This is a genomic window from Curtobacterium sp. SP.BCp (genome assembly GCF_051903255.1).
Lineage (GTDB): Bacteria > Actinomycetota > Actinomycetes > Actinomycetales > Microbacteriaceae > Curtobacterium.
Window position 1 is genome coordinate 2,346,166 of the sequence record NZ_CP194338.1, and the last position, 21,995, is coordinate 2,368,160.

Annotated in this window: 21 protein-coding genes and 1 tRNA gene; 9 read left to right on the forward strand and 13 right to left on the reverse strand. The window is 71.0% G+C overall.

Annotation, left to right across the window (positions count from 1 at the left end):
• Positions 1-13: 13 nt before the first annotated feature.
• Together otsB and otsA are read right to left on the reverse strand one after the other, a co-directional pair.
• A complete protein-coding gene (gene otsB, locus ACRQ4C_RS11115) occupies positions 14-802 on the reverse strand; it encodes a trehalose-phosphatase (protein WP_439688685.1) in 789 nt (262 codons plus the stop codon).
• Entirely contained in the window at positions 795-2,387 is a 1,593-nt protein-coding gene (otsA, locus tag ACRQ4C_RS11120) for an alpha,alpha-trehalose-phosphate synthase (UDP-forming) (protein ID WP_400413540.1), read from the reverse strand. The genes otsB and otsA overlap by 8 nt, the downstream gene beginning before the upstream one ends.
• 198 nt (positions 2,388-2,585) lie before the next feature.
• Between otsA and ACRQ4C_RS11125 the strand changes: the two genes are divergently transcribed.
• Positions 2,586-5,159 carry a hypothetical protein gene (locus ACRQ4C_RS11125; protein ID WP_439688686.1) on the forward strand — a complete coding sequence of 858 codons (2,574 nt, stop codon included), beginning with the start codon at positions 2,586-2,588 and terminating at the stop codon, positions 5,157-5,159.
• A 67-nt stretch (positions 5,160-5,226) separates the two neighbouring features.
• On the forward strand, positions 5,227-6,198 hold the full coding sequence (locus tag ACRQ4C_RS11130) for a magnesium transporter CorA family protein (protein WP_439688688.1): 972 nt from the start codon (positions 5,227-5,229) through the stop codon (positions 6,196-6,198).
• Between the two features lie 13 nt (positions 6,199-6,211).
• Here ACRQ4C_RS11130 and ACRQ4C_RS11135 read toward each other — a convergent pair whose 3' ends face one another.
• Positions 6,212-7,363, reverse strand: coding sequence for an SLC13 family permease (locus ACRQ4C_RS11135; protein ID WP_439688690.1), 1,152 nt, complete (start codon positions 7,361-7,363; stop codon positions 6,212-6,214).
• Between the two features lie 95 nt (positions 7,364-7,458).
• Between ACRQ4C_RS11135 and ACRQ4C_RS11140 the strand changes: the two genes are divergently transcribed.
• Positions 7,459-7,650, forward strand: a complete 192-nt coding sequence (locus ACRQ4C_RS11140; protein ID WP_058725532.1) for a hypothetical protein — start codon at positions 7,459-7,461, stop codon at positions 7,648-7,650.
• A gap of 94 nt (positions 7,651-7,744) precedes the next feature.
• Here the strand turns inward: ACRQ4C_RS11140 and ACRQ4C_RS11145 are convergent, their stop codons facing one another.
• A complete protein-coding gene (locus ACRQ4C_RS11145) occupies positions 7,745-8,911 on the reverse strand; it encodes a mechanosensitive ion channel family protein (RefSeq protein ID WP_439688691.1) in 1,167 nt (388 codons plus the stop codon).
• Positions 8,912-9,001: 90 nt separating this feature from the next.
• Here ACRQ4C_RS11145 and ACRQ4C_RS11150 point away from each other — a divergent pair, with 90 nt between their 5' ends.
• Together ACRQ4C_RS11150 and ACRQ4C_RS11155 are read left to right on the forward strand one after the other, a co-directional pair.
• A complete protein-coding gene (locus ACRQ4C_RS11150) occupies positions 9,002-10,546 on the forward strand; it encodes an amino acid permease (protein ID WP_290131390.1) in 1,545 nt (514 codons plus the stop codon).
• Between the two features lie 56 nt (positions 10,547-10,602).
• Positions 10,603-10,902: a hypothetical protein gene (locus ACRQ4C_RS11155; RefSeq protein ID WP_290131389.1), complete on the forward strand. Its 300-nt coding sequence runs from the start codon at positions 10,603-10,605 to the stop codon at positions 10,900-10,902.
• Between the two features lie 9 nt (positions 10,903-10,911).
• Here the strand turns inward: ACRQ4C_RS11155 and ACRQ4C_RS11160 are convergent, their stop codons facing one another.
• The 5 genes from ACRQ4C_RS11160 to ACRQ4C_RS11180 form a co-directional block, all read right to left on the reverse strand.
• Positions 10,912-11,745, reverse strand: coding sequence for a VOC family protein (locus tag ACRQ4C_RS11160; RefSeq protein ID WP_439688692.1), 834 nt, complete (start codon positions 11,743-11,745; stop codon positions 10,912-10,914).
• A gap of 162 nt (positions 11,746-11,907) precedes the next feature.
• Positions 11,908-12,120 (reverse strand): SCO4848 family membrane protein, encoded by a 213-nt coding sequence (locus tag ACRQ4C_RS11165; protein ID WP_290131387.1) that lies wholly within the window; start codon positions 12,118-12,120, stop codon positions 11,908-11,910.
• Between the two features lie 142 nt (positions 12,121-12,262).
• The gene (locus tag ACRQ4C_RS11170) at positions 12,263-13,189 is read right to left on the reverse strand and encodes a hypothetical protein (RefSeq protein ID WP_400413515.1); all 927 of its coding nucleotides are present in this window, start codon (positions 13,187-13,189) and stop codon (positions 12,263-12,265) included.
• A gap of 28 nt (positions 13,190-13,217) precedes the next feature.
• A complete protein-coding gene (locus ACRQ4C_RS11175; protein WP_290131385.1) occupies positions 13,218-13,679 on the reverse strand; it encodes an ImmA/IrrE family metallo-endopeptidase in 462 nt (153 codons plus the stop codon).
• Positions 13,676-14,119: a hypothetical protein gene (locus ACRQ4C_RS11180; protein WP_290131384.1), complete on the reverse strand. Its 444-nt coding sequence runs from the start codon at positions 14,117-14,119 to the stop codon at positions 13,676-13,678. Before ACRQ4C_RS11180 ends, ACRQ4C_RS11175 begins: the two co-directional genes overlap by 4 nt.
• 65 nt (positions 14,120-14,184) lie before the next feature.
• Between ACRQ4C_RS11180 and ACRQ4C_RS11185 the strand changes: the two genes are divergently transcribed.
• Positions 14,185-14,835 (forward strand): IMPACT family protein, encoded by a 651-nt coding sequence (locus ACRQ4C_RS11185; RefSeq protein WP_290131383.1) that lies wholly within the window; start codon positions 14,185-14,187, stop codon positions 14,833-14,835.
• A 96-nt stretch (positions 14,836-14,931) separates the two neighbouring features.
• On the opposite strand, the gene ACRQ4C_RS11190 is transcribed toward ACRQ4C_RS11185, so the two are convergent.
• Positions 14,932-15,007: transfer RNA gene (locus ACRQ4C_RS11190), tRNA-Lys, on the reverse strand.
• Positions 15,008-15,107: 100 nt separating this feature from the next.
• On the opposite strand from ACRQ4C_RS11190, the gene bcp reads away from it, so the two are divergent.
• The gene (gene bcp, locus ACRQ4C_RS11195; RefSeq protein ID WP_439688695.1) at positions 15,108-15,578 is read left to right on the forward strand and encodes a thioredoxin-dependent thiol peroxidase; all 471 of its coding nucleotides are present in this window, start codon (positions 15,108-15,110) and stop codon (positions 15,576-15,578) included.
• 98 nt (positions 15,579-15,676) lie between these two features.
• Here bcp and ACRQ4C_RS11200 read toward each other — a convergent pair whose 3' ends face one another.
• The gene (locus ACRQ4C_RS11200; RefSeq protein ID WP_400413504.1) at positions 15,677-16,108 is read right to left on the reverse strand and encodes a hypothetical protein; all 432 of its coding nucleotides are present in this window, start codon (positions 16,106-16,108) and stop codon (positions 15,677-15,679) included.
• Positions 16,109-16,367: 259 nt separating this feature from the next.
• Between ACRQ4C_RS11200 and ACRQ4C_RS11205 the strand changes: the two genes are divergently transcribed.
• The gene (locus ACRQ4C_RS11205; RefSeq protein ID WP_022904217.1) at positions 16,368-16,616 is read left to right on the forward strand and encodes a WhiB family transcriptional regulator; all 249 of its coding nucleotides are present in this window, start codon (positions 16,368-16,370) and stop codon (positions 16,614-16,616) included.
• A gap of 180 nt (positions 16,617-16,796) precedes the next feature.
• Here ACRQ4C_RS11205 and ACRQ4C_RS11210 read toward each other — a convergent pair whose 3' ends face one another.
• The gene (locus tag ACRQ4C_RS11210; protein WP_400413501.1) at positions 16,797-18,302 is read right to left on the reverse strand and encodes a sensor histidine kinase; all 1,506 of its coding nucleotides are present in this window, start codon (positions 18,300-18,302) and stop codon (positions 16,797-16,799) included.
• A gap of 240 nt (positions 18,303-18,542) precedes the next feature.
• Here ACRQ4C_RS11210 and ACRQ4C_RS11215 point away from each other — a divergent pair, with 240 nt between their 5' ends.
• Entirely contained in the window at positions 18,543-18,887 is a 345-nt protein-coding gene (locus ACRQ4C_RS11215; protein ID WP_439688696.1) for an Rv3235 family protein, read from the forward strand.
• Between the two features lie 185 nt (positions 18,888-19,072).
• Here the strand turns inward: ACRQ4C_RS11215 and secA are convergent, their stop codons facing one another.
• Positions 19,073-21,850 carry a preprotein translocase subunit SecA gene (gene secA, locus ACRQ4C_RS11220; RefSeq protein WP_439688697.1) on the reverse strand — a complete coding sequence of 926 codons (2,778 nt, stop codon included), beginning with the start codon at positions 21,848-21,850 and terminating at the stop codon, positions 19,073-19,075.
• Positions 21,851-21,995 lie beyond the last annotated feature (145 nt).

The following is a 21,995-nucleotide window of genomic DNA, read 5'->3' on the forward strand; positions in this document are numbered from 1 at the left end:
CCCGTCCCGACGATCAGGCCGGTCGGGTCGCCCGAGCCCTCGCCAGCTGCTTCAGGACGTCGGTCAGTGCGGCCGGGTCGGTGACCCGGTAGCGGGCGAGCGTGTCGCCCTCCCCCACCTTCACACCGACGTCGCCGTCGCGGAGCACCCGGAAGCCGTCCTCGTCGGTGACGTCGTCGCCCGCGAAGAACACGGCGTCCGCACCGCGCAGCTCACGAAGCCGGTCGATCGCATCGCCCTTGGTGACGTGGCGGACGGCGAACTCGAGGATGTCCTTGCCGCCGCGCTCGAGCACGGCGTCGTCGACCTCGTGGGCGACCCGGCTGGCCTCGGCGTCGGCAGCCGCCGCGGTCTCGGCGTCGACACCACGGGTGTGGACGCCGACCCCGGCGGGCTTGTGCTCGATCCGCACGCCCGGGTAGCGCGTCGCCACCTCGTCGATCGCCGCGCCGAGCCGTTGCACGCGCGCGGACTCGTCGTCGGTGAGGGCGTCCTCGTCGTGGCCGTCGACGCGCCACTCGACGCCGTGCGACCCCACGAGCGCCATGCCCTCGGGGGCGTGCGTGACGCGGGCGAGGCCGTCGAGCGAGCGACCGGACACCAGGACCACCTCGGTGTCGCGGGCCCGCTGGAGGGTCAGGACGGCCGCCCAGGAGCCGGGGAGCGCGCCGACCTGCGCCGGGTCGTCCGCGAACGGAGCGAGGGTGCCGTCGAAGTCGAGGGCGACGATGAGTCGCGGCGCAGCCGCGAGCGTCTCGATGGCCGATGACAGGGCGGACGGATCGGTGACGGTGTCAGGCACCACGGGCCTCCCGGGTGTCCTCGGCCGCACGCGCGGTCTGGGCGTCCTGGTCGAAGATCGACGTCGTGTCCTGGAGCTCGTCGACGTGCTCGTCACCGGGGTCGGCGGCGGCCGGGTCGAGCTTCGCGCGACTCGGCGCGTGGCGGTCGAGCGCCTCGAGGAAGGAGCGCGACCAGCGCGCCACGTCGTTCTCGCGGACGCGCTTGCGGAGCGCGCGCATGCGCGTCGAGCGCTCGCGACGCGGCATCTCGATGGCGCGCTGGATCGAGTCCTTGAGCGCACCGATGTCGTGCGGGTTCACGATCACGGCCTGCTTCAGCTCGTCGGCGGCGCCGGTGAACTCGGAGAGGATGAGGACCCCGTCGTTGTCGAAGCGCGTGGCGATGTACTCCTTCGCGACGAGGTTCATGCCGTCACGGAGTGCGGTGACGAGCATGACGTCGGCGGCGAGGTAGAGCGCCACCATCTCCTCACGCGGGTACCCGTGGTGCAGGTACGCGATCGGCTGGTGCCCGATGACGCCGAGGTCGCCGTTGATGCGACCGACGGTCAGCTCGATCTCGTCGCGCAGTGCGGCGTACGTGTCGACACGCTCGCGGCTCGGGCTCGCGACCTGGACGAGGGTGGCGTCCTCCACCGCGACGCGGCCGTCCTCGACGAGTTCGCCGAACGCCTTGATGCGGTGCCGGATGCCCTTGGTGTAGTCGAGCCGGTCGACCCCGAGCAGCACGGTCTTCGGGTTGCCGAGACTCGCGCGGATCTCGCGGGCGCGCTCCTGCACCTCGGGCCGGTGCGCGATCTCCTCGAACCCGGCGGCGTCGATCGAGATCGGGAAGTGCCGCGCCTCGACGTGGCGGACGGTGATCCCCTTGCGGCTCCGCGGCGCGGCCGGGTCGTCGACCGGGACGTCGATGGTCGAGCCCTTCGTCGTGTAGCCCTTGATGTGCCGGACCGCGCGGAGGAAGTCGCTCGCGTCGTCGTGCCGCTGGAAGCCGATGACGTCCGCGCCGAGCAGGCCGTCGAGGATCTGCGCGCGCCACGGCAGCTGGGCGTAGATGCCCACCGGCGGGAACGGGATGTGGTTGAAGAAGCCGATCGTCAGGTCGGGCCGGAGCTCGCGGAGGAGCGCCGGGACGAGCTGCAGCTGGTAGTCCTGCACCCACACCACGCCGTCCTGCTCGACGATCTCGGCGATCTGGTCGGCGAAGCGCTGGTTCACCCGCTTGTACGCGTTCCACCAGTCGCGGTGGTAGCTCGGGTGCTCGATGACGTCGTGGTAGAGCGGCCAGAGGGTGTCGTTGCTGAAGCCCTCGTAGTACTCCTCGACGTCGTCGGTGCTGAGGGGCACGGGGACGATGTGGATGCCGTCGTTGTCGAACGGGTCGACCTCGACATCGGGCTGTCCGACCCAGCCGACCCAGGCGCCGTCGTTCGCGCGCATGACCGGCTCCAGCGCGGTCACGAGGCCGCCGGGCGAGTGCCGCCAGCCCTCGTTGCCGTCCTCGTCGACGACGCGGTCCACCGGGAGGCGGTTCGACGCGACGACGAAGGCGTAGCGGGAGGGATCGGTGTCGTCAGCAGCCATGGGTTGGTGGTGTCTCCGTTCGACCGGGTCGGTGCACACGGGTCGTGGTGCACGTGGACGATGCCGAAGTTACCAGCGGGACGCCAGCAGATTCACGGGACCTCGGCAGGATGGATATGATGCTCCCTCGTGTCGGGGGGACACGAGGTGCCCACAGGGGTGGCGCCGGCCTCCCGGTCGGAAAGGACACCACCTCTCGTGAGCGAGCACCCACCCGTTCCCCCGCAGCCGCCGCAGCAGCCCGCTGCCGCACCGGCGCCGACCCCGGCGCCGTCCGACGGCTTCGACCGCCTCCTCCGCACGGTGCCCGGACGGGACTGGCTCGCCGCCGTGCTCGGCGCGGTCGGGGGCTGGGTCGCCGCCTACGTGGTCGCCGTGGTCTCGCTCCTGCTCACCGTCGCGGTCGCCGCAGCGGGCGGGTCCGGCGGCGGGTCGTCCGACCTCGGTCCGTCGAGCGGCATCGGCGGCGGCTCGGGCTCGGGCGTCCCCGACGTGCAGTCACTCCTGTCCGGCGTCAGCGTCATCCTCGGCGCCCCTGCGCAGCTCGTCGTGCTCGCCGATCTCGGTCGACTCCACGGCTCCGGGTCGATCGGCCTGCTCGGCTCCGGCTCCGGCTCGATCGGCGTGGTCCCGGCGGTCGTGCTCGCCGCGCAGGTCGTGCTCGCCGTCGTGCTGACGCGGCGCATCCGCTCGCGCGTGGTCGCCCTGCCGCAGCTGCTGCTCACGAGCGTCGTCAGCGGCCTGGTGCTCGTCGCGCTGACGACCCTGACCGGGCTCGTCCTGGCGATCCGGTTCCCGGAGGTGGACGGCGCGACCATCGAGCCCGTGCACGGTGTCGGGCTCGGCAGCGTGCTCGGTTCCTTCCTCATCGGTGCCCTCTGCGCCCTGCTCGCCCGTCCGGCGCTGCTCGTCCGCGGCAACGTCGTCGTCGGCCGCGTCCTCGGCACGGTGCGGGTCGCCACCTCGCAGCTCGTCGTCCTCGTCGTCGTCGTGTCCGTCGTCGTCGTGGTCGTGGCGTTCGTCGCCCAGCCGTCGTGGGGCGCCGCGCTCCCGCTGCTCGTCGGCAACGCCGGCGTCGCCCTGACCGCGCTCGGGTTCCTCGGTGGGATCGGCAGCGGCGGCCTCGGCCCCGTGAACAGCACGGCGACCGTGTTCGGCGGTGCCGGCGGGTGGACCTGGCTCGTCGTGCTGCTCGTGCTCGTCACCGCGTTCGCCGCCGGCCTGGCCCTCGCCGTCCGTCGGAACGACCGGGCCCGCAGCACGCTCGACTGGGTCGTGACGCCGGTCGTCTGGGCCCTCGGCGGCCTGGTGCTCCTCGTCCTCGGCACGCTCGTCGTGTCCTACCGCGTCAGCGGCACGAGCACCGTCGGCGGCTCCGGCTCGGTCGGCATCGCACCGTGGACGCCCGTCGTGTTCCTGCTCTGGGGTGCGGCGATCGAGGTCGTCGCCCGGTACGTCGCGCCGGTGCTGCTCCCCCGCCTCGGCGCAGGGGCGCTCCTGCGCACGGCGAAGCTCGTCGGGACCGACCCGCAGCCCGCACCGGCGTGGGCCGTGCCCGCGACCGGCACGGCCGGCACTCCCGGCGCGGCCGTCGCCGGTGCGCCGGTCGTCGGTCAGCCGGCCGCCACGCCGACCGCGCCCGCCACGGACCAGCACGGCACCGGGGCACCCGCCGAGCACACGGCCGTCGACGGCGCGTGGGCCCAGGCGCCCGGCGTCGGCGCCCCCGGCGTCGGTGCTCCCGGCGTCGGTGCGCCCGGCGCCGTCGGCCCGCAACCGTTCATCGGCGGCCAGGCACCCACCCCGACCCCGCTGTCGCCGAAGGCCCGCAAGGTGCTCGTCCGCTCGCTCGTCGCCGCCGGCGTCGTCGTGGTGGTAGTCGTCGCCGGTGCCGTCACCACGGGGGTCCTCCGGTCGAACGTGTGGGGTCCGGCCCCGACCGCCCGGAGCTACGTCGAGGCCATCGCCCGCGGTGACGCCCAGACCGCGTCCCGGATGACCGAAGCACCGTCGAACGCCTCCATGCTCGACGCCGCCGTCCTGGAGAGCGCCGAGGACCGTCCGACGAACGTCCGCATCGGCCGGGTGTCGACCTCGGGTGACACCGCGTACGCGACCGTCCGCTACCAGCAGGGCGGCTCGGACCGCTCCGGTGACATCACGCTGGAGCGCACCGGCACCTCGTTCCTCGTGAAGGACGAGTGGCGTGTCACGAAGCCGCTCGCCGACCGTGTGTCGATCTCGGCGAGCGACGTGCTCGAGGGTGCGGACGTGACCGTCGGCGGGAAGAAGGTCGGCGCGATCGAGAACGGCGCGTTCGAGTCGCTCGCCTACCCCGGCAGCTACGAGGTCGAGGTCGGCGGGACGAAGTACTTCACCGGTGGCACGAAGACCGTGAAGGTCGGCGCGTCCGCTGCTCCGTACGTGTCCTTCCAGCCCACGGCGACGAAGGCGCTCGAGCGTGACGCCGAACAGTACGTCTCGGACCTCATCGACACCTGCGCCGAGAAGACCGACATCGGTTACGGCGACGGTTGCCCCTGGTACGGCCCGTACGACGCCGACGGCTCGGTGCAGTACACGGTGAAGTCGAAGCCCGAGCTGACGGTCGAGTCCTCCGGCAGCGGCTACGTCGAGGTGAAGAGCACGAAGGACGGCCAGATCGCCTACTCGTACAAGGACTTCTTCGGCGACGCCAAGAAGGGCGACGACAGCTTCGACGTCGACACCTACCTGAAGGTCGAGGACGGCAAGCTCGTCTCCGCGTACTGAGCACACGCACACCACGACGGCGGCCGGTCCGGGAGTCTCGGGCCGGCCGTCGCCGTACGCTGGGCTGATGGTCATGACGAGGGCGTGGCGGAACGGCACCGCAGCGGAACGCGACTTCCCGGTGGAGCGGGTCTCCGACCTCGTCGCCGAACCCGGCACGTTCGTGTGGGTGGACCACACCGACCCCCGGCCGGAGGACCTCGCCGACCTCGAGGAGGAGCTCGGCGTCCACGCCCTCGCCGTCGAGGACGCCCTCGAGGGCGGGCAGCGGCCGAAGCTCGACCGGTACCGCGAGAGCCTGTTCCTCGTGGTCTACGACGTCAGCGGCCGCACCGACGCCGGCGAACTCGTCAGCCACGAGGTGAAGGCCTTCGTGACGAAGCGGGCACTCATCACCATCCACGGCACCGACGTCGACCTCCGCGACGTCGAGCACCGCCTCGACGCCAACGCCGACATCGCCGACCACGGCGTGCCCTGGCTCATGTGGGCACTGCTCGACACCGTGGTCGACCACGCCTCGGACGTCGTCGAGGACCTCGACCAGGCGGTCAGCGCGCTCGAGGACGACCTGTTCGAGCACGGCAGCAGCCGCGAACGCCAGATCCAGCGGCGGTCGTTCGTGCTCCGGAAGCAGCTCGGGGTGCTCCGCCGGCTCGTCGTGCCGACACGCGACAGCGTCACGTCGATCCTGCACGGCGACGCGGAGCTCGTGGTCGACGGCATCCGGCCGTACTTCCGGGACGTCCAGGACCACCTCGTGACGATCGCGGACTCGGTCGAGCAGCTGCGCGAAGCGGTCGGCAGCGTGCTCGACACGAACCTCGGCATCGCGTCGAACCACCAGAACGTCGTCATGAAGAAGGTCACCGGCTGGGCTGCGATCATCGCGATCCCGACGGCGATCACCGGGGCGTTCGGCATGAACGTGCAGTTCCCCGGCATGAGCCACTGGAGCGGCCTGTTCTACGCGCTCGGACTCGTGGTCGTGTCGTCGCTCGTGCTCTACCGCGTCTTCAAGAGCAAGGACTGGCTGTAGGTCGGCGCGCCCGTCAGAGACGCAGCGCGAGCACCCCGGCCACGACGGTCAGCGGGGCGACGACACACCCGAGCGCCATGTACCGCCCCCACGACAGGTGGACCCCCTCCGACGCGAGCCGCGCGTGCCACAGCAGCGTCGCGAGGGACGCCCACGGGGTGATCAGGCAGCCGGCGTTCACCCCGATGAGGAGTGCCGCGTACCGCAGTGCCTCGTGCCCGGCCGCCGGCTCGAGCACGAGGTAGGCGGGCAGGTTGTCGATGGCGTTCGCCGCCACCGCACCCGCGCCGCCCAGCGCCAGGAGGGAGCCGGTGCCGGTACCGCCGGGCAGCGCGTCGACGATCGGGTCGGTGAGCCCCGTGGTGTGCAGCGTCTCGACGACGACGAAGAGCCCGGCGGCGAAGAGGAGCGTGGACCACGGCACGCGCGAGACGCGCAGCTCCGAGGGCGCCCGGAAGGCGGCCACGACGACCAGCAGCACGGCGGCGACGACCGCCGCGATCCAGACCGTCACGCCCGCCGTCAGCGCGACGACCAGCGCGACGAGCACCGCCGACGCCGACCAGAAGAACACCGGGTCGGACGCCCGACGGACCGGCACGGGCGTGTAGCGGCCGAACAGCTTCCCGCGGAAGACCACGAGGAGCACCGCACACGGGATGACGACGCCGGCGAGCGCCGCCCACACCATCAGGCCCGCGAACGGGATCGGTCCGTCGAGCCCGATGCGGTCGACGGCGAGCAGGTTCGTCAGGTTCGACACGGGCAGGAGGAGCGACGCCGTGTTCGCCAGCCACACGGTGGTGAGGGCGAACGGCATGGGCGGGAGCCCCACGCGCCGGGCGAGCGTGATGACGATCGGCGTGAGGAGTACCGCCGTCGTGTCGATCGACAGGAACACGGTGCAGACCACGGCGAGCACGACGACCGCGGCCCAGAGGCCGATCGTGCGCCCGCCGCCGACGCGGGCGGCGAGGTCGGCGAGCCGGTCGAACACGCCGGCGTCGGCGGCGAGCTCGGCCACGATCGTGAGACCGAGCACGAAGCCGAGCACCGGCACGACGCGGTCGGCCAGCTCGGCGAGGTCGGACAGGGGCAGGAGCCCGAGGGCGACGCACACGGCACCGACCACGAGCAGGACTCCGCCGATGACGGCCTGACGCACACTCACTCCTCACGAGCACGCCGGCCCAGGGGTGACCGGCGGCGCTCCAATGTAGCGGCCGGTAGCGTTGACGGGACGACCAGGAGGAGGAACCCGTGCGGAAGTTCATGTTCAGCGGTGCTGTGTGGAGCTCGATCATCAGCGGCTACAGCGTGGTGCAGACCACCCGCCAGGGTCCGCGCGACTGGCGCCTCGCGCTCACCTGGGTGGCGTGGCTCGCGACGACGATCGTCGCGATCGGCACGGTGGTCGAGGACGACCGCGCCGTGAAGGCGCGTCAGCCGTAGGGCGGGAGCCGGCGCGGGTCGCGAGGCGACCACACGACGGACGGGAGGCACGTGGCGGGTCCGCCACGTGCCTCCCGTCCGTTCGTCGACCCGGCTACGGCAGGTCCGCCGGCCGGACGTCGGAGGTGCTGATCGGCCCGGTGAACATCGCGGCTCGCTCGTCGTGCTCACCGCCGAAGAGCGCCGACGACGCGGCGGTCGACGCGCCGCGTCGTCGCGGCGCGGCGACGTCCTCCACCATGAGCACCCGCTGCACGGGCTGCGCGTCCGGGTGCGTTCGCTGGATCCAGGCGACCAGTTCCTCGCGGACGTAGCAGCGCAGGTCGAACAGCGACGGGGCGTCGTGCGCGGTGACGAGCACGCGGACGTGCACGAACCCCTGCACGGCGTCGGTGACCTGGAGCACCTGGACCCGGCGGTCCCAGAGCTCGGTCCGCTCGAGGATCCGTTCGAGCTCGACGCGCATGTCTCCGGGGCGCACGCGCCAGTCGAGGTCGAACTCGACGGCACCGAGCAGTTCGCTGTTCGTCCGCGTCCAGTTCTCGAACGGGGTGCTCGTGAAGTACGTCGACGGGAGCACGAACCGGCGGTCGTCCCACAGGTGCACGACGACGTAGGTCAGGGTGATCTCCTCGATCCTCCCCCACTGCTGCTCGACCACCACGACGTCGTCGACCCGGATGGACCCGGAGAACGCGAGCTGCATGCCCGCGAACACGTTGCCGAGCGTCGACTGCGCCGCGAGGCCGGCGATCACGGAGATCAGCCCGGCGGAGGCGAGCACGCTCGCGCCGGCGGCCTCGACCCCGGGGAAGGTCAGCAGGATCGCGCCGACCGCGATGATGACGAGCACCGCGACGGTCAGGCGGCGCAGGACGAGCACCTGGGTCTTGACCCGGCGGGCGACGCGGTTGTCGGGCACGTCCGTCCGGTAGCGGTGCAGGCCGAGGGACTCGAGGAAGATCGCGACCTCGCAGGCGAGCCAGCAGCCGGTGCCGATCACGGCGATGAGGAACACGTGCGAGACCTCGTCGCGCCACGGGTACGCACGGGTGTCCGGGACGCTCGTGGCGAATGCCGTCCAGAGCAGGGCGATGAGCAGCACGGTGCGGAAGGGGTGCTTCGTCCGACGGGAGAGCACGGACGCCCAGCGTTCACGACGGGCGAGGGAGCGGAAGACGAGGTGGGTGACGAGCGCGGCGACGGCCGTGACGAGCAGGGCGAACCCGACCGCGACGAGGAGTCGGAGGAGGATGTCCATCCCTCCATGCAACCAAGACGACGGTCCCCCGGGTCCAGCGGGGCGGGTTGTGTGCCACCCCGGGTCGCTCGCACCTGTAGCGTGTCGCGCATGACAGCGCAGAACGACACGGGAGCCCGTCGCGCCCCCGCGCAGGACTTCTCGCACGAGCAGGAGGGCTACCAGCACGGTCTGAAGCCCCGGCAGTTGCAGATGATCGCGATCGGCGGGGCCATCGGCACCGGCCTCTTCCTCGGTGCCGGTGGACGGCTCAACTCCGCGGGTCCCGCGCTCGCCATCACCTACCTGGTGGCCGGGATCTTCGCGTTCTTCATCCTCCGTGCCCTCGGCGAGCTCGTGCTGCACCGCCCCTCCTCGGGGTCGTTCATCTCGTACGCGCGCGAGTTCTACGGCGAGAAGTTCGCGTACGCCGCCGGGTGGATGTACTTCCTGAACTGGGCGATGACCTCGATCGTGGACACCACCGCGGTCGCGCTCTACATGCAGTACTGGAAGCCGTTCACCTCGGCGCCGCAGTGGCTGATGGCGCTCATCGCCCTCGTCGTCGTCCTCGCGGCCAACCTCGTCGCGGTCAAGGTCTTCGGCGAGCTCGAGTTCTGGTTCGCACTCATCAAGGTTGCCGCCCTCGTCGCGTTCCTCGTGGTCGCGCTGGTGTGGCTCATCTTCGCGTTCCCCGTCGAGACCGGCGGGCAGGCGGTGCAGACCGGCTTCTCGATCCTGCAGAACAACGACGGCGTGTTCCCTAACGGCCTGTTGCCCGCGGTCCTCGTGATCCAGGGCGTCGTGTTCGCGTACGCGGCGATCGAGCTCGTCGGCACGGCTTCGGGCGAGACGCAGGACACCGAGAAGGTCATCCCGCGCGCGATCAACTCCGTCGTCTTCCGCATCGCGGTGTTCTACGTCGGTTCGGTCGTGCTGCTCTCGCTCCTGCTGCCGTACACCTCCTACAAGGAGGGCGAGAGCCCGTTCGTGACGTTCTTCTCGTCGATCGGCAACCCGCAGGTCGGGCAGGTCGTCGGGTCGATCATGAACTTCGTCGTGCTCACGGCGGCGCTGTCGTCGCTGAACGCCGGCCTCTACTCGACCGGCCGCGCGCTGCACTCGATGGGCATGAACGGCTCCGCGCCGAAGTGGACCACGAAGATGTCGCGCGGCGGCGTCCCGTACGCGGGCATCCTGCTCACCGCGGGCTTCACCGTCGTCGGCGTCGTGCTCAACTACTTCGTGCCGTCCCAGGCGTTCGAGATCGCCCTCAACGTGGCGAGCCTCGGCATCATCACGGCGTGGGGCACGATCATCCTCTGCCAGATGAAGCTCCGGAGCTGGGCGAAGCAGGGCCTCGCGAAGGAGCCCACGTTCCGCCTGCCCGGCGCACCGGTGACCGCGTGGCTCACGCTGGCGTTCCTCGCGTCGGTCATCGTGCTCATGGCGATCGACTACCCGGTCGGCACCTACACGATCGCGTCCCTCGTGATCATCATCCCGCTCCTGATCGTCGGCTGGTTCCTGCAGCGCGACCGGATCCTCCGCATCGCGGCCCTCCGCGAGGGCGTCACCGGGCCGTACCCGGTCACCGGACGCGACCCCGCGAACCAGGTGCGCCGTGACGGGACGGGTGACCAGTCCGGGAAGTGACGCGCGTCCACCGGATCGTCCGTGACGGGTCCGGCGTCCGCCGGTAGCATCGGCGGGTGCCGGACCCGTCGCTCATCCCCTCACTCGACCTGCAGCTGACCTGGCGCGGCACGTTCGGTCGCGTGCGCGTCTTCGACGACCGGGTCACCGCCGAGACGAGCTACGAGCGGTCCGGCCGCACCGAAGTGCCGATGGGATCGGTGCGTGGCTGGCGGATCGGCCCGTGCGACGACGACGCGGTGTGCGTCGAGTTCGTCACCGACGACGACACCTACCGCGTGCTGCTCGACACCACGGACGAGCGGGTGGCCGACCACGCCCTCCGCCGGGTGCTCGGGGCGCCCCTGGCGGACTGAGCTCCGCGGTCAGCCGCGCGGCACGAACTGCGTCATGCGGAACGGCGCGCCCTGGGCGTCCTCGACCTCGGCCGCCCGCGTCCAGTAGCCCTCCCACGTCCCGGTGATGCGCCCACCGAGCTCCTCGACCCTGGTCGCCGCGGCGTCGCGGTCGGCACAACTGAACGCCACGTGCCAGTCGTCGTGGCCGGCGTCGAGGCGGTCGAGCGCGCCGATGACGTCGGCGAAGCCCTCCGGAGCCCCGACCTGCCGTTCCCGGATCGACGGGTCGGACGTCGCCGCGAGGTGGTCGCCGTACCCGGGCAGCCGGAGCATCGCTCCCGGTCCCTCCTGCATGTCGGACACGAGCCAGCCGAACAGGTCGGCGTAGAACGCGATTGCCGCGTCCGGTTCGGTGGAGCGGAGGTCGCTGAACACCCAACCGCCCGGTGCGTTGATGTGCTGCGACCCGAGGCGGGCACGGGCCTGCCAGAGCCCGAACGCCGCCCCGCGCGGATCGACGCAGTCGACGCTGCGACCCGCGGCACCGCCGGCACCGGCGTCCTCGGGCGCGGCGGCGGTCCCGCCGAGCGCCACGACCCGCGCTGCCACCGCATCGGCGTCGTCGACCGCGACGTACGTCTGCCACCGCGCCGGGTCGCCGCTCGACGCCACCGCGCCGACCTCGCGTCCGTCGACGCTCGCGATCCGGTACGACCCCGGGACGCCGGGCGGCAGGCGTTCCTCGAACGACCAGCCGAAGAGGCCGCCGTAGAACGCCTCGGCGGCGTCCGGGTCGGGCGTGCGCAGGTCGATCCAGCTCGGCACGCCCTGGGGGTAGGTGCGGGGTGTCGCGTCCGTCACGGGGTCCTCCTGTCGCCGGTGGCACCCGGTCTACCCCGGACCACCGACGTCCGTCACGCGGACCGGACGGTGCTGCCGCACCACATGGCGGACGGGAGGCCCGGGGCGGCGCCGCCACGGGCCTCCCGTCCGCCGCGTGCGCACGACGCGGGGTGTGCCGGGTCAGACCAGCAGGAGGATGCCCGCCACCACCGACGCGGCCGCGATCGCCAGCGCGATCACGACGAGGACGAGGTGCACGCGCCAGAACGTCGTCGGCCGGCCCGCGGCGTCGCGCGCTCGCGGGTCCTTCGCGACGCGCTGGAAGAAGCGCGGCCAGGCGACGACGTTGAAGACGGCGCCGATGAACAGGACGAGGGCGGCGAAGACGAGCACGTACCGATCGTAACGACCGTCGCTGTCGCACCGGCTGGTGCTGTGCCGCCCGGTGGGGCTCGGCCGCCCCCAACGCGGTCGAGACCCACCGGTCTGTAGCAATTGCTACAGACCCTACACGGCGCGTCGGCGACCGTCGACCTCAGGCGGGGTCGAGCGCTCCCTCGGCGGCGGCGAGGACCGCGCGCTCCTCCGGCGTCAGCACCGTCCGGCTGGCCCGCGCCCCGTCGTTGATCTCGACGATCGTGCGGCTCAGGCGTGTCTCCGGGTCGGAGGTCGCGGGGTACGCGTTGTCCGTCCCGATCCGGTCGTGGAGCGGTTGCAGGCTCCGGATCGCCCGCTCCACCGTGCCCGTCCGACGAGCACGCCACACCTGGTGGCCGATGACGAGGAGGAGCATCCCCGACGCGACGCACAGCACGGCGCCCGGCGTCGTGACGTCGTACGGCACCGCCAGCGACCGGGTCACGGCGAGGTCCCCGACGAGGTGCGCGACGTCCATCACGACGACCACGACCATGCGGACGACGCCGAGCACGCCGCCGAGCACGAGCACCCAGAGGCCGATCCGGTCGACCAGCCCGCGGGCCTCACGCAGGCGGAGGAGGCAGATGAGCCCGGTCGCGCCGAGTGCCACGCCGAGGTACACCGTCTGCGACACCGAGTAGACCACGGCGGCCGGGTGCGCCCCGGCGTCGAGCATGAACGTCGTCGTGGTCGGCGGCTTCTCGAGCACGGTGAAGGCCGTCACGACGACGACGAGCACCACCGCGAACACCACGACGATCGCGGTCCGCAGCCAGCGCCGACCGAACCCGACGGCCTTCGCGACGCCCCACAGCAGCGTGCTCGTCCCCGCGACCATGAGACAGTCGCTCACCACCGTGACGAGGTTGAAACCGCCGAACAGCGGATCGACCCACCGGTAGAGCGGGTCCACGTTCGTCACGATCGTCGCCGCGAAGAGCAGGAAGGTCACGGCGAGGGTGCGGTCCTGTCCCCGCTGGAGGACGAAGAGCACGACCGTGCCGACGACGAGCAGGAGCGCCTGGGCGACGGCCAGGATCACCGCGGCACCACCGGGTGGCGGTCGGCACTCACCCGAAGACCCCGCGGAAGTCGCTCGGACGGGTCCGGGCAGCACGGATGACCTGCGCCAGCCGGTCGGCGAACAACTCGGCCTCCCGTTCGAACGCGTTGTCGAACAGCCCGCGGGCCATCGCCCGCTCGACCTTGTACTCGGGCAGGTCCGGGATCACGTCACGGATGTACGCCGACTGCGCCTGGGCCTCCTGGTGCCGGTGCAGCACGTGCCCGAGCTCGTGCCCGATGACGAACGACCGGAAGGTCTGAGACGGCGTCGGCGAGATCATCACGAGGTGCCGGTGCTCGAGCGTGGCGACGAAGCCGCACACGGGTTCCTCCGCGAGGAACGCCTCTTCACGGACCACGATGGGCTTCCCGACGATCGCGGCCGCCGCGGCGACGGCGTCGTCGACGTCCGACCAGCCCTCGGCGTCCGCCCGTGCCCAGAACGCCTCGACGAAGTCGGCGCTCACGCGACGCTCCCCCGCTGCGACTCCTCCTCGAGCACCTCGGCGATCCGCCGCAGCGCCTCGGCCGAGAGCTCCCCCGGGAAGGTCCGGGCCGCGAAGCCGCTCACCCGCGCCGACCGCAGGGAGCGCACGAGGGCGAGCTGCGCGCTGATCCGCTCCGGGACCGCGCTGTCCTCGAGCAGGAACCGCTCGTCGACCTCGAAGAACCCGGCGAGCAGACGGAGCAGACCGGAGTCGCGGTTGCGCCGGCCGTCGCCGGAGAGCATGTACGTCCACTTCGCCCGGGAGAGCGATCCACCGTGGGCGGCGACGTACTCCTCGACCGCGGCGAACGGCACAGGGGCGCCGCGCTGCGACTCCTCGAAGTCGAGCAGCAGGTTGAGCCGCCGGGCGAGCTCCGCGGCGTCCAGCGCGCCACCCCGGTCGTCGACGATGTCGTCCATGTCGATCGGACTCCTCCCCAGTCGCCAGCAGTGCAGGTCATGGTAGCGCCGGTAGCCTCGATCCGGTGAGCGCGTCCCTCCCCTCCACCATCGCCGCCCCGGTCGAGCACGAGGTCGTCGTCACGAAGTCGCGCTTCATCACCACCGTCGCACCGGTGGTGGACGTCGCCGACGCCGAGCGCGTGGTCACGGAGGTCCGGAAGCGGCACTGGGACGCGCGGCACCACTGCACGGCGATGGTGACCGGCGTCCTGGGCGACCAGGCGCGCTCCTCCGACGACGGCGAACCGAGCGGTACCGCCGGGGTCCCGATGCTCGAGGTCCTGCGTCGCCGTGGTCTCACCGACCTGGTCGCGGTGGTCACGCGGTACTTCGGCGGCGTGAAGCTCGGGGCCGGCGGCCTCGTCCGGGCGTACTCGACCTCGGTGTCGGAGACCCTCGACCGCGCGGTGGTCGTGCCCCGACGGTCGTTGACCCGCGCGACGGTCGCGGTGCCGCACGCCGAGGCCGGGCGGATCGACAACGTCCTCCGCGACTGGGTCCGCCACCACGACGCGGTGCTCGGCGAGCCGGTGTACGGAGCAGCCGCGGCGTTCGAGCTGTGGGTGCCGGCAGCCGAACGGTCGCGCCTCCGAGCGGACCTCGCGGCGGTGACGGCGGGAGCCGTCGACCCGGTGTTCGGCGAGGAGCGGATCGTCGACGTCCGGCCCGACTGATTTCGGGGCCGGAGTGCTGCTCGGGCGTGTCGTCGCTCGCAGTCGTCCGAGCCCGGGAACGACGAAGGCCCCGGTCCGTTCGGACCGGGGCCGTGCTGGTGCACCCCCTGGGACTTGAACCCAGAACCCACTGATTAAGAGTCAGTTGCTCTGCCAATTGAGCTAGAGGTGCGTTCGCTGCGTTCCGTTTCACCGTGCTGCAACGGGAAACAACAATAGCATGGCTTCGGGGTGCTCATGACCACCGGGCACCACGATCGAACAGGAGCACCATGACCGACCGTCTCGCCGCCGGCGACACCGCCCCCGACTTCACCCTCCCGGACCAGGACGGCACGGAGCACGCACTGTCCGCGCTGCGGGGGAAGAAGGTCATCGTGTACTTCTACCCGGCGGCCTCCACCCCGGGGTGCACCACCGAGGCGTGCGACTTCCGCGACAACATGTCGTCGCTGCAGGCGGCGGGCTACGAGGTCCTCGGCGTCTCGAAGGACGAGCTGCCCGCACTCGCGAAGTTCCGCCACGAGCAGGCGCTCACGTTCCCGCTGCTGAGCGACCCCGACCTCGCCGTGCACAAGGCGTACGGCGCGTGGGGCGAGAAGAACAACTACGGGAAGATCGTCACCGGCACCATCCGCTCGACGATCGTCGTCGACGAGGACGGCACCGTGCAGCTGCCGCTCTACAACGTGAAGGCCACCGGCCACGTCGCCAGCCTGCGGAAGAAGCTCGGCCTGGTCTGATCGGCGGAGCGCACGCACTGGAGGCCCGGTGCCGGTCCACGAGACCGGCACCGGGCCTCCAGGCGGTTGCGTCAGCCCGCGTCGCCGTCCTGGCGGACTCAGTCCCCGTCGCCGTCCTGGCGGACGAGGGCGGCCGTGACCGGCCGCGAGAGCACGAGCGTGATGGCGAGCAGCGCGGGGATGAGCAGCAGCCAGCCGAACCAGGCGACGCGGAAGACTCCCTGGAACGCACCGATCGCGAGCGCGCCCTGCATCACCTGCCAGACGATGATCCCGGAGCGCACCCACGGACGGCGGTTCCGCAACCCGACGAAGAGCGCGCCGAGCCAGAGCGCCGCGATCGCGGTCAGGATCGTCAAGGCGATCCCGGAGGCGAGACTCGTCGCCGGCGAGGTGACCAGTTCGACGAGGAGCCAGACCGTGACGCCGGCCAGCGCGAGGAACTCGAGGCCGAGCACGACCTGCAGCACCGTGAACGCGGGCGAGCGCTGTCCGGGGTCCGCGGACTCGGCGGGTGTGGTGTCGTGCACAGCGATCCTCCAGCGTCGGAACCCTTGATTTGCCCCTACCAGTATGGAACGATATTCGAGGTCGTTCGGACGGCACGATGTGGTGTGCGTCTCCCGTGGTTCGACGCTCCTCCCCCGAGCGTTCCGCGGGCGTCAGACTCGCTTCCAGCGGATCCCTCCCCCACAGGGTGTCCCCTCATGCTCAGCATGCCCAGCGTTCCGATCCCCCGAACCACGTCCACGGCTGCCGTTCGAGCATCGACATCAAGGAGCACCACACATGGACTGGCGTGACCAGGCTGCCTGCCTCACCGCGGACCCCGAGCTCTTCTTCCCGGTCGGGAACACCGGCCCCGCAGTTGACCAGATCGAGAAGGCGAAGTCCGTCTGCGCCCGGTGCACCGTCACCGAGATGTGCCTGCAGTACGCCCTCGAGAACAACCAGGACTCCGGTGTCTGGGGCGGCCTCAGCGAGGACGAGCGTCGTGCGCTGAAGCGCCGCGCCGCCCGCGCTCGTCGCGCTTCCTGACCTGCGGTCCCCGAAGCCCGTCGCCCCCCGCTGGGGCGGCGGGCTTCGTCGTGTGCGGGGGGGGGGCGTCGTTGTGAGCCAGCGGAACCAGGTTCCGGACACTGCATCGCGCTTTTCCGCGGTGTTGTGTCCGAAACCTGGTTCCGGCCGCCCGGGGCACCGGCGCGGCCGCCGCGGGCGTTACGCCGCGGGCGCTGCCGTCAGCCAGCGGAACGGGATCGAGATGCCGACCTCGGTCCCGCTGCCCGTGAGCGTGTGCCAGTCGATCGTCCCGCCGAGCTCGCCCTGGATGAGCGTGCGGACGATCTGCGTGCCGAGACCGGACCCGACCTTGCCCTCCGGCAGCCCTCGACCGTTGTCGCGCACCTGGATCTCGAGGTGGTCGTCGTACCGGTCGGCGACGATCTCGACCTCGCCGTCGCGGCCGTCCAGCCCGTGCTCGACCGCGTTCGTCACGAGTTCGGTGAGGCCGAGCGCGAGCGGGGTCGCCGCTTCCGAGGGCAGGACGCCGAACTCGCCGGTCTTCTTCGGGCGGACGGTGGTGTTGTGGGACGCCGCGACCTCGGTCACGAGCTTGAGCACCGAGTCGAACACCTGGTCGAAGTCGACGTTCTGGCTCAGCCCGGTCGAGAGGGTGTCGTGCACGACCGCGATCGCCGCGACCCGGCGCATGGCGTTCTGCAGCGACGTGCGGGCCTCCTCCGAGTGGGTGCGTCGCGCCTGGATGCGGAGGAGGGACGCCACCGTCTGGAGGTTGTTCTTCACGCGGTGGTGGATCTCGCGGATCGTCGCGTCCTTCGTGATGAGCTCGCGCTCCTGGTGGCGCAGCTCGGACACGTCGCGGCAGAGCACGATCGCGCCGATGCGCTCACCGTGGTCGCGGAGCGGGATCGAGCGCAGCGACACCGTGACGCCCTTCGCCTCGACGTCGGCACGCCAGGGCGCACGCCCGGTGACCACGAGCGGGAGTGACTCGTCGACGTCGAGCTTCGACCCGATGAGCTCGGTCGTCACCTCGGCCAGGGACTTGCGTTCGAGTTCGCCCTCGAAGCCCATGCGGTTGAAGGCGCTCAGGCCGTTCGGGCTCGCGAAGGTCACGACGCCGTTCGTGTCGAGGCGCAGGAGTCCGTCGCTCGCACGCGGTGCCCCTCGACGCGGACCGGCCGGAGCACCGAGGTCCGGGAAGTCCCCCGTGGCGATCATGCCGAAGAGGTCGTTGGCACCGGCCGTGAAGTTCAGCTCCTGCCGGCTCGGCGTCCGCATCTCGTCCTGGTTCGAGTGCCGCGTGACGACGGCGATCGGACGGTCGGTGGTCTCCGCGCTGTTCGCCGAGAGCCGTCGGAGCACCGGGATCGCCCGCACGCGGGTCGGGGTGTCCTCGTACCAGTCGGGCTCGGCGGAGTCGACGACCCGGCTGCCGACGAAGCACTCCGTCACCTGCTCGCGCCACTCCTCGCGGATCTCCTGGCCGACGATGTCCCGGTAGAACAGCGTCGCGGCGGAACTCGGACGGGCGTGCGCGACGGCCACGAACGAGCCGTCCTCTGCCGTGGGGACCCAGAGCACCATGTCGGCGAACGAGAGGTCGGCGAGCAGCTGCCAGTCCCCGACGAGCAGGTGGAGCCACTCCACGTCGGCTTCGGAAGAACGGCCTTGCGCGAGGACGAGGTCACTGAGGGTCGACACGTGCCAAGTCTAGGTGTCGCCCTGTGTGGACAACGCCGCGTTGTCCACAGGTGACAGACCTGCGGTATTTCGAATGTTGCACTCACCATACGCTCGGCCTCGACGGAAAGGGCCGGGGTGGCGCAACGAGCAGTACGACCAGACGATGATCATCCGGAGGAGGACACCGTCCCGCCGCCGCCGCCGCTGCGCACGGTGCCGCACAGCGTCGATCCGGCGCTCCCCGGTCCAGCGGGGCCCGTGGCGCTCCCCGATCCCGGGCAGACCGCGCGGGCACTCGCGCTCTGCGTGGTGGAGATCCTCAGTGGTGCCCGGGAGGTCGACAGCATCGCCCGCTGGGTCACCGAGGACGTGCACCGGCACCTCCAGCAGCGGTCCGCCCTCGCGGCGCGGAGTCGCTCGGCGCGCCGCAGTCCCCTCCAGCGCCCGTCGCTCCGAGCGGAACGCGTCGTGTGCTGCTCGCCCGCGGACGGCGTCGTCGAGGCCACGGTGGTCGTGCACGGGCGGAGTCACGCGCGAGCGGTCGCGATCCGGCTCGAGGCGCGGAACGCGCGCTGGCGCGCGACCGCGGTCGGCGTGCTCTGATCACGCAGCCGGCTGCCGCCGCACGAGTCTCGTGGTGAGCGACGTTCCTCGCGCTGGGGAGCACGAGGTCGGTCGCTGAGGGCGAGTCTCGTGCTCTGGGCGTGCGCGCAGAAGACGCGTGCGCGCAGACGGACGGGAGGCGCGGTGCCAGCTGGCACCGCGCCTCCCGTCCGTCTGCTGCTGCGTCAGCTGCGCTTCGCCGCGCGACGCTCGGCGCGGTTGTTCGCCGCCGCCTGGCCGGAGGCCGTCGCGGCGTTGCCGAACGCGGAACCCTGCTCCGGACCCTGCTGCTCCTCGGCCTCGGCCTGCGCACGCTGCGCCCGTGCCGTCGCGGCCTGCTCCAGGCGGCCCTGCTCGTCGCGGACCTCGACCTCGCCGTCGATGGACGGTGCCGAGTACTCCAGGCCGCTCGTCCCTTCCTCGCCGAGTCCCTTGGCCTCGATGACGGCGTTCTCGCCGTCCGACTGCACCTGCACCTCGAGGTTGAAGAGGTAGCCGACGGACTCCTCGCGGATCTGGCCCATCATGCTCTGGAACAGGGCGTAGCCCTCGCGCTGGTACTCGACCAGCGGGTCACGCTGCGCCATCGCGCGGAGGCCGATGCCGTCCTTGAGGTAGTCCATCTCGTAGAGGTGGTCCCGCCAGCGGCGGTCGATGACGGAGAGCACCACGCGACGCTCGAGCTCGCGCATGGCCTCGTCGCCGAGGAGCTCCTCGCGCTTCTGGTACGCCAGCTGCGCGTCCGACAGGATCTCGCGGCCGAGGAACTCGCGCGTGGCCTTGCCCTTCGAGCCGGCCTCGGTGATGACCTCGTCGATGGAGATCGAGATCGGGAAGAGCGTCCCGAGCTCGGTCCACATGGCGTCGAGGTCCCAGTCGTCCGGCGAACCCTCACCGGTGTGGGTGTCGATCACGTCGTCGACGACGCTCTTGAGGAACGTCTGCGCTCGGTCGTGGATGTCGTCGCCCTCGAGGATGTGCCGGCGGTCGCTGTAGATCGCCTCACGCTGCCGGTTCAGGACGTCGTCGTACTTGAGGACGTTCTTTCGGATCTCGGCGTTGCGGCTCTCGACCTGCGCCTGCGCCGAGCGGATCGCACGGCCGACGAGCTTGTTCTCGATCGCGAGGTCGTCCGGGACGTTCGAGCGGCCCATGAGGCTCTCGGCGGCGCCGGAGTTGAACAGGCGCATCAGGTCGTCGGTGAGCGACAGGTAGAAGCGGCTCTCACCGGGGTCGCCCTGACGGCCGGAACGACCGCGCAGCTGGTTGTCGATGCGGCGGGACTCGTGGCGCTCGGTGCCGAGGACGTACAGACCGCCGGCGTCGCGGACCTTGTCGGCCTCGTCCTTGATCTCGGCCTTGACGCGGTCGAACACGTCGTCCCACGCGGCCTCGTACTCCTCCGGCGTCTCCGTCGGGGACAGGCCCTTCGCGTGCATCTCCTGCACGGCGAGGAACTCGGAGTTTCCGCCGAGCATGATGTCGGTACCGCGGCCGGCCATGTTGGTGGCGACCGTCACCGCGCCGAGTCGACCGGCCTGCGCGACGATCGCGGCCTCTCGTGCGTGGTTCTTCGCGTTGAGGACCTCGTGCTTGACGCCCTTCTTCGCGAGGAGCTTCGACAGGTACTCGGACTTCTCGACGCTCGTGGTGCCGACCAGGACCGGCTGGCCCTTCTCGTGGCGCTCGGCGATGTCCTCGGCGACCTGCTCGAACTTCGCCTTCTCGTTCTTGTAGACGAGGTCGGTCTGGTCGAGGCGCTGCATCGGCTTGTTCGTCGGGATCGGGACCACGCCGAGCTTGTACGTCGACATGAACTCGGCCGCTTCGGTCTCCGCGGTACCGGTCATGCCGGAGAGCTTCTGGTACAGGCGGAAGTAGTTCTGCAGCGTGACGGTCGCGAGGGTCTGGTTCTCGGCCTTGACCTCGACACCCTCCTTCGCCTCGATCGCCTGGTGGATGCCCTCGTTGTAGCGACGGCCCATCAGGATGCGGCCGGTGTGCTCGTCGACGATCAGGACCTCGCCGTTCATGACGACGTAGTCCTTGTCGCGCTTGAACAGCGAGACGGCCTTGATCGAGTTGTTGAGGAACGAGATGAGCGGGGTGTTCGCCGACTCGTAGAGGTTGTCGATGCCGAGGTAGTCCTCGACCTTCTCGATGCCGGGCTCGAGCACGCCGACCGTGCGCTTCTTCTCGTCGACCTCGTAGTCCTCGCCCGGGGTGAGGCGCTTGGCGATCGAGGCGAACTCGGTGAACCAGCGGTTCGCCTCGCCCGAGGAGGGGCCGGAGATGATGAGCGGCGTCCGGGCCTCGTCGATGAGGATCGAGTCGACCTCGTCGACGATCGCGAAGAAGTGGCCGCGCTGCACCATGTCGGACGCCTGCCACGCCATGTTGTCGCGCAGGTAGTCGAAGCCGAACTCGTTGTTCGTGCCGTAGGTGATGTCGGCCGCGTACTGCTCGCGTCGCTCGGCCGGGGACTGGTTCGCGATGATGCAGCCCGTGGTCATGCCGAGGGCGCGGAACACGCGGCCCATGAGCTCCGACTGGTACGACGCGAGGAAGTCGTTGACGGTGATGACGTGCACGCCGCGGGACGGGATCGCGTTGAGGTACGCGGCCGTCGTGGCGACGAGCGTCTTGCCCTCACCGGTCTTCATCTCGGCGATGTTGCCGAGGTGGAGCGCCGCACCGCCCATGAGCTGCACGTCGAAGTGCCGCATGCCGAGGGTGCGCTTCGAGGCCTCGCGCACGGCGGCGAACGCCTCGGGCAGGAGGTCGTCGAGGGTCTCGCCGTTCGCGTAGCGCTCCCGGAGCTCCTTCGTCTCGTCCTGGAGTTCCTCGTCGGTGAGGGACGCGAAGTCGTCTTCCAGGTCGTTGATCGCCGAGGCGTAGGCCTTCAGGCGGCGGAGGGTTCGTCCTTCACCGATGCGGAGGACCTTCTCCAGCACGTTTGCCACGTGAGCTCCTTACGAGGTCGTCTCGCGCCGTCTGCGCGATGCGATCAGCCAGTCATGCTAGCAACCCCGCGACGACCGACGCTGGGAGACGCACGGCGGTGCGCGGCCCGCGAACGGGCCGCGCACCGGGTCGTCGCGGGGTGGT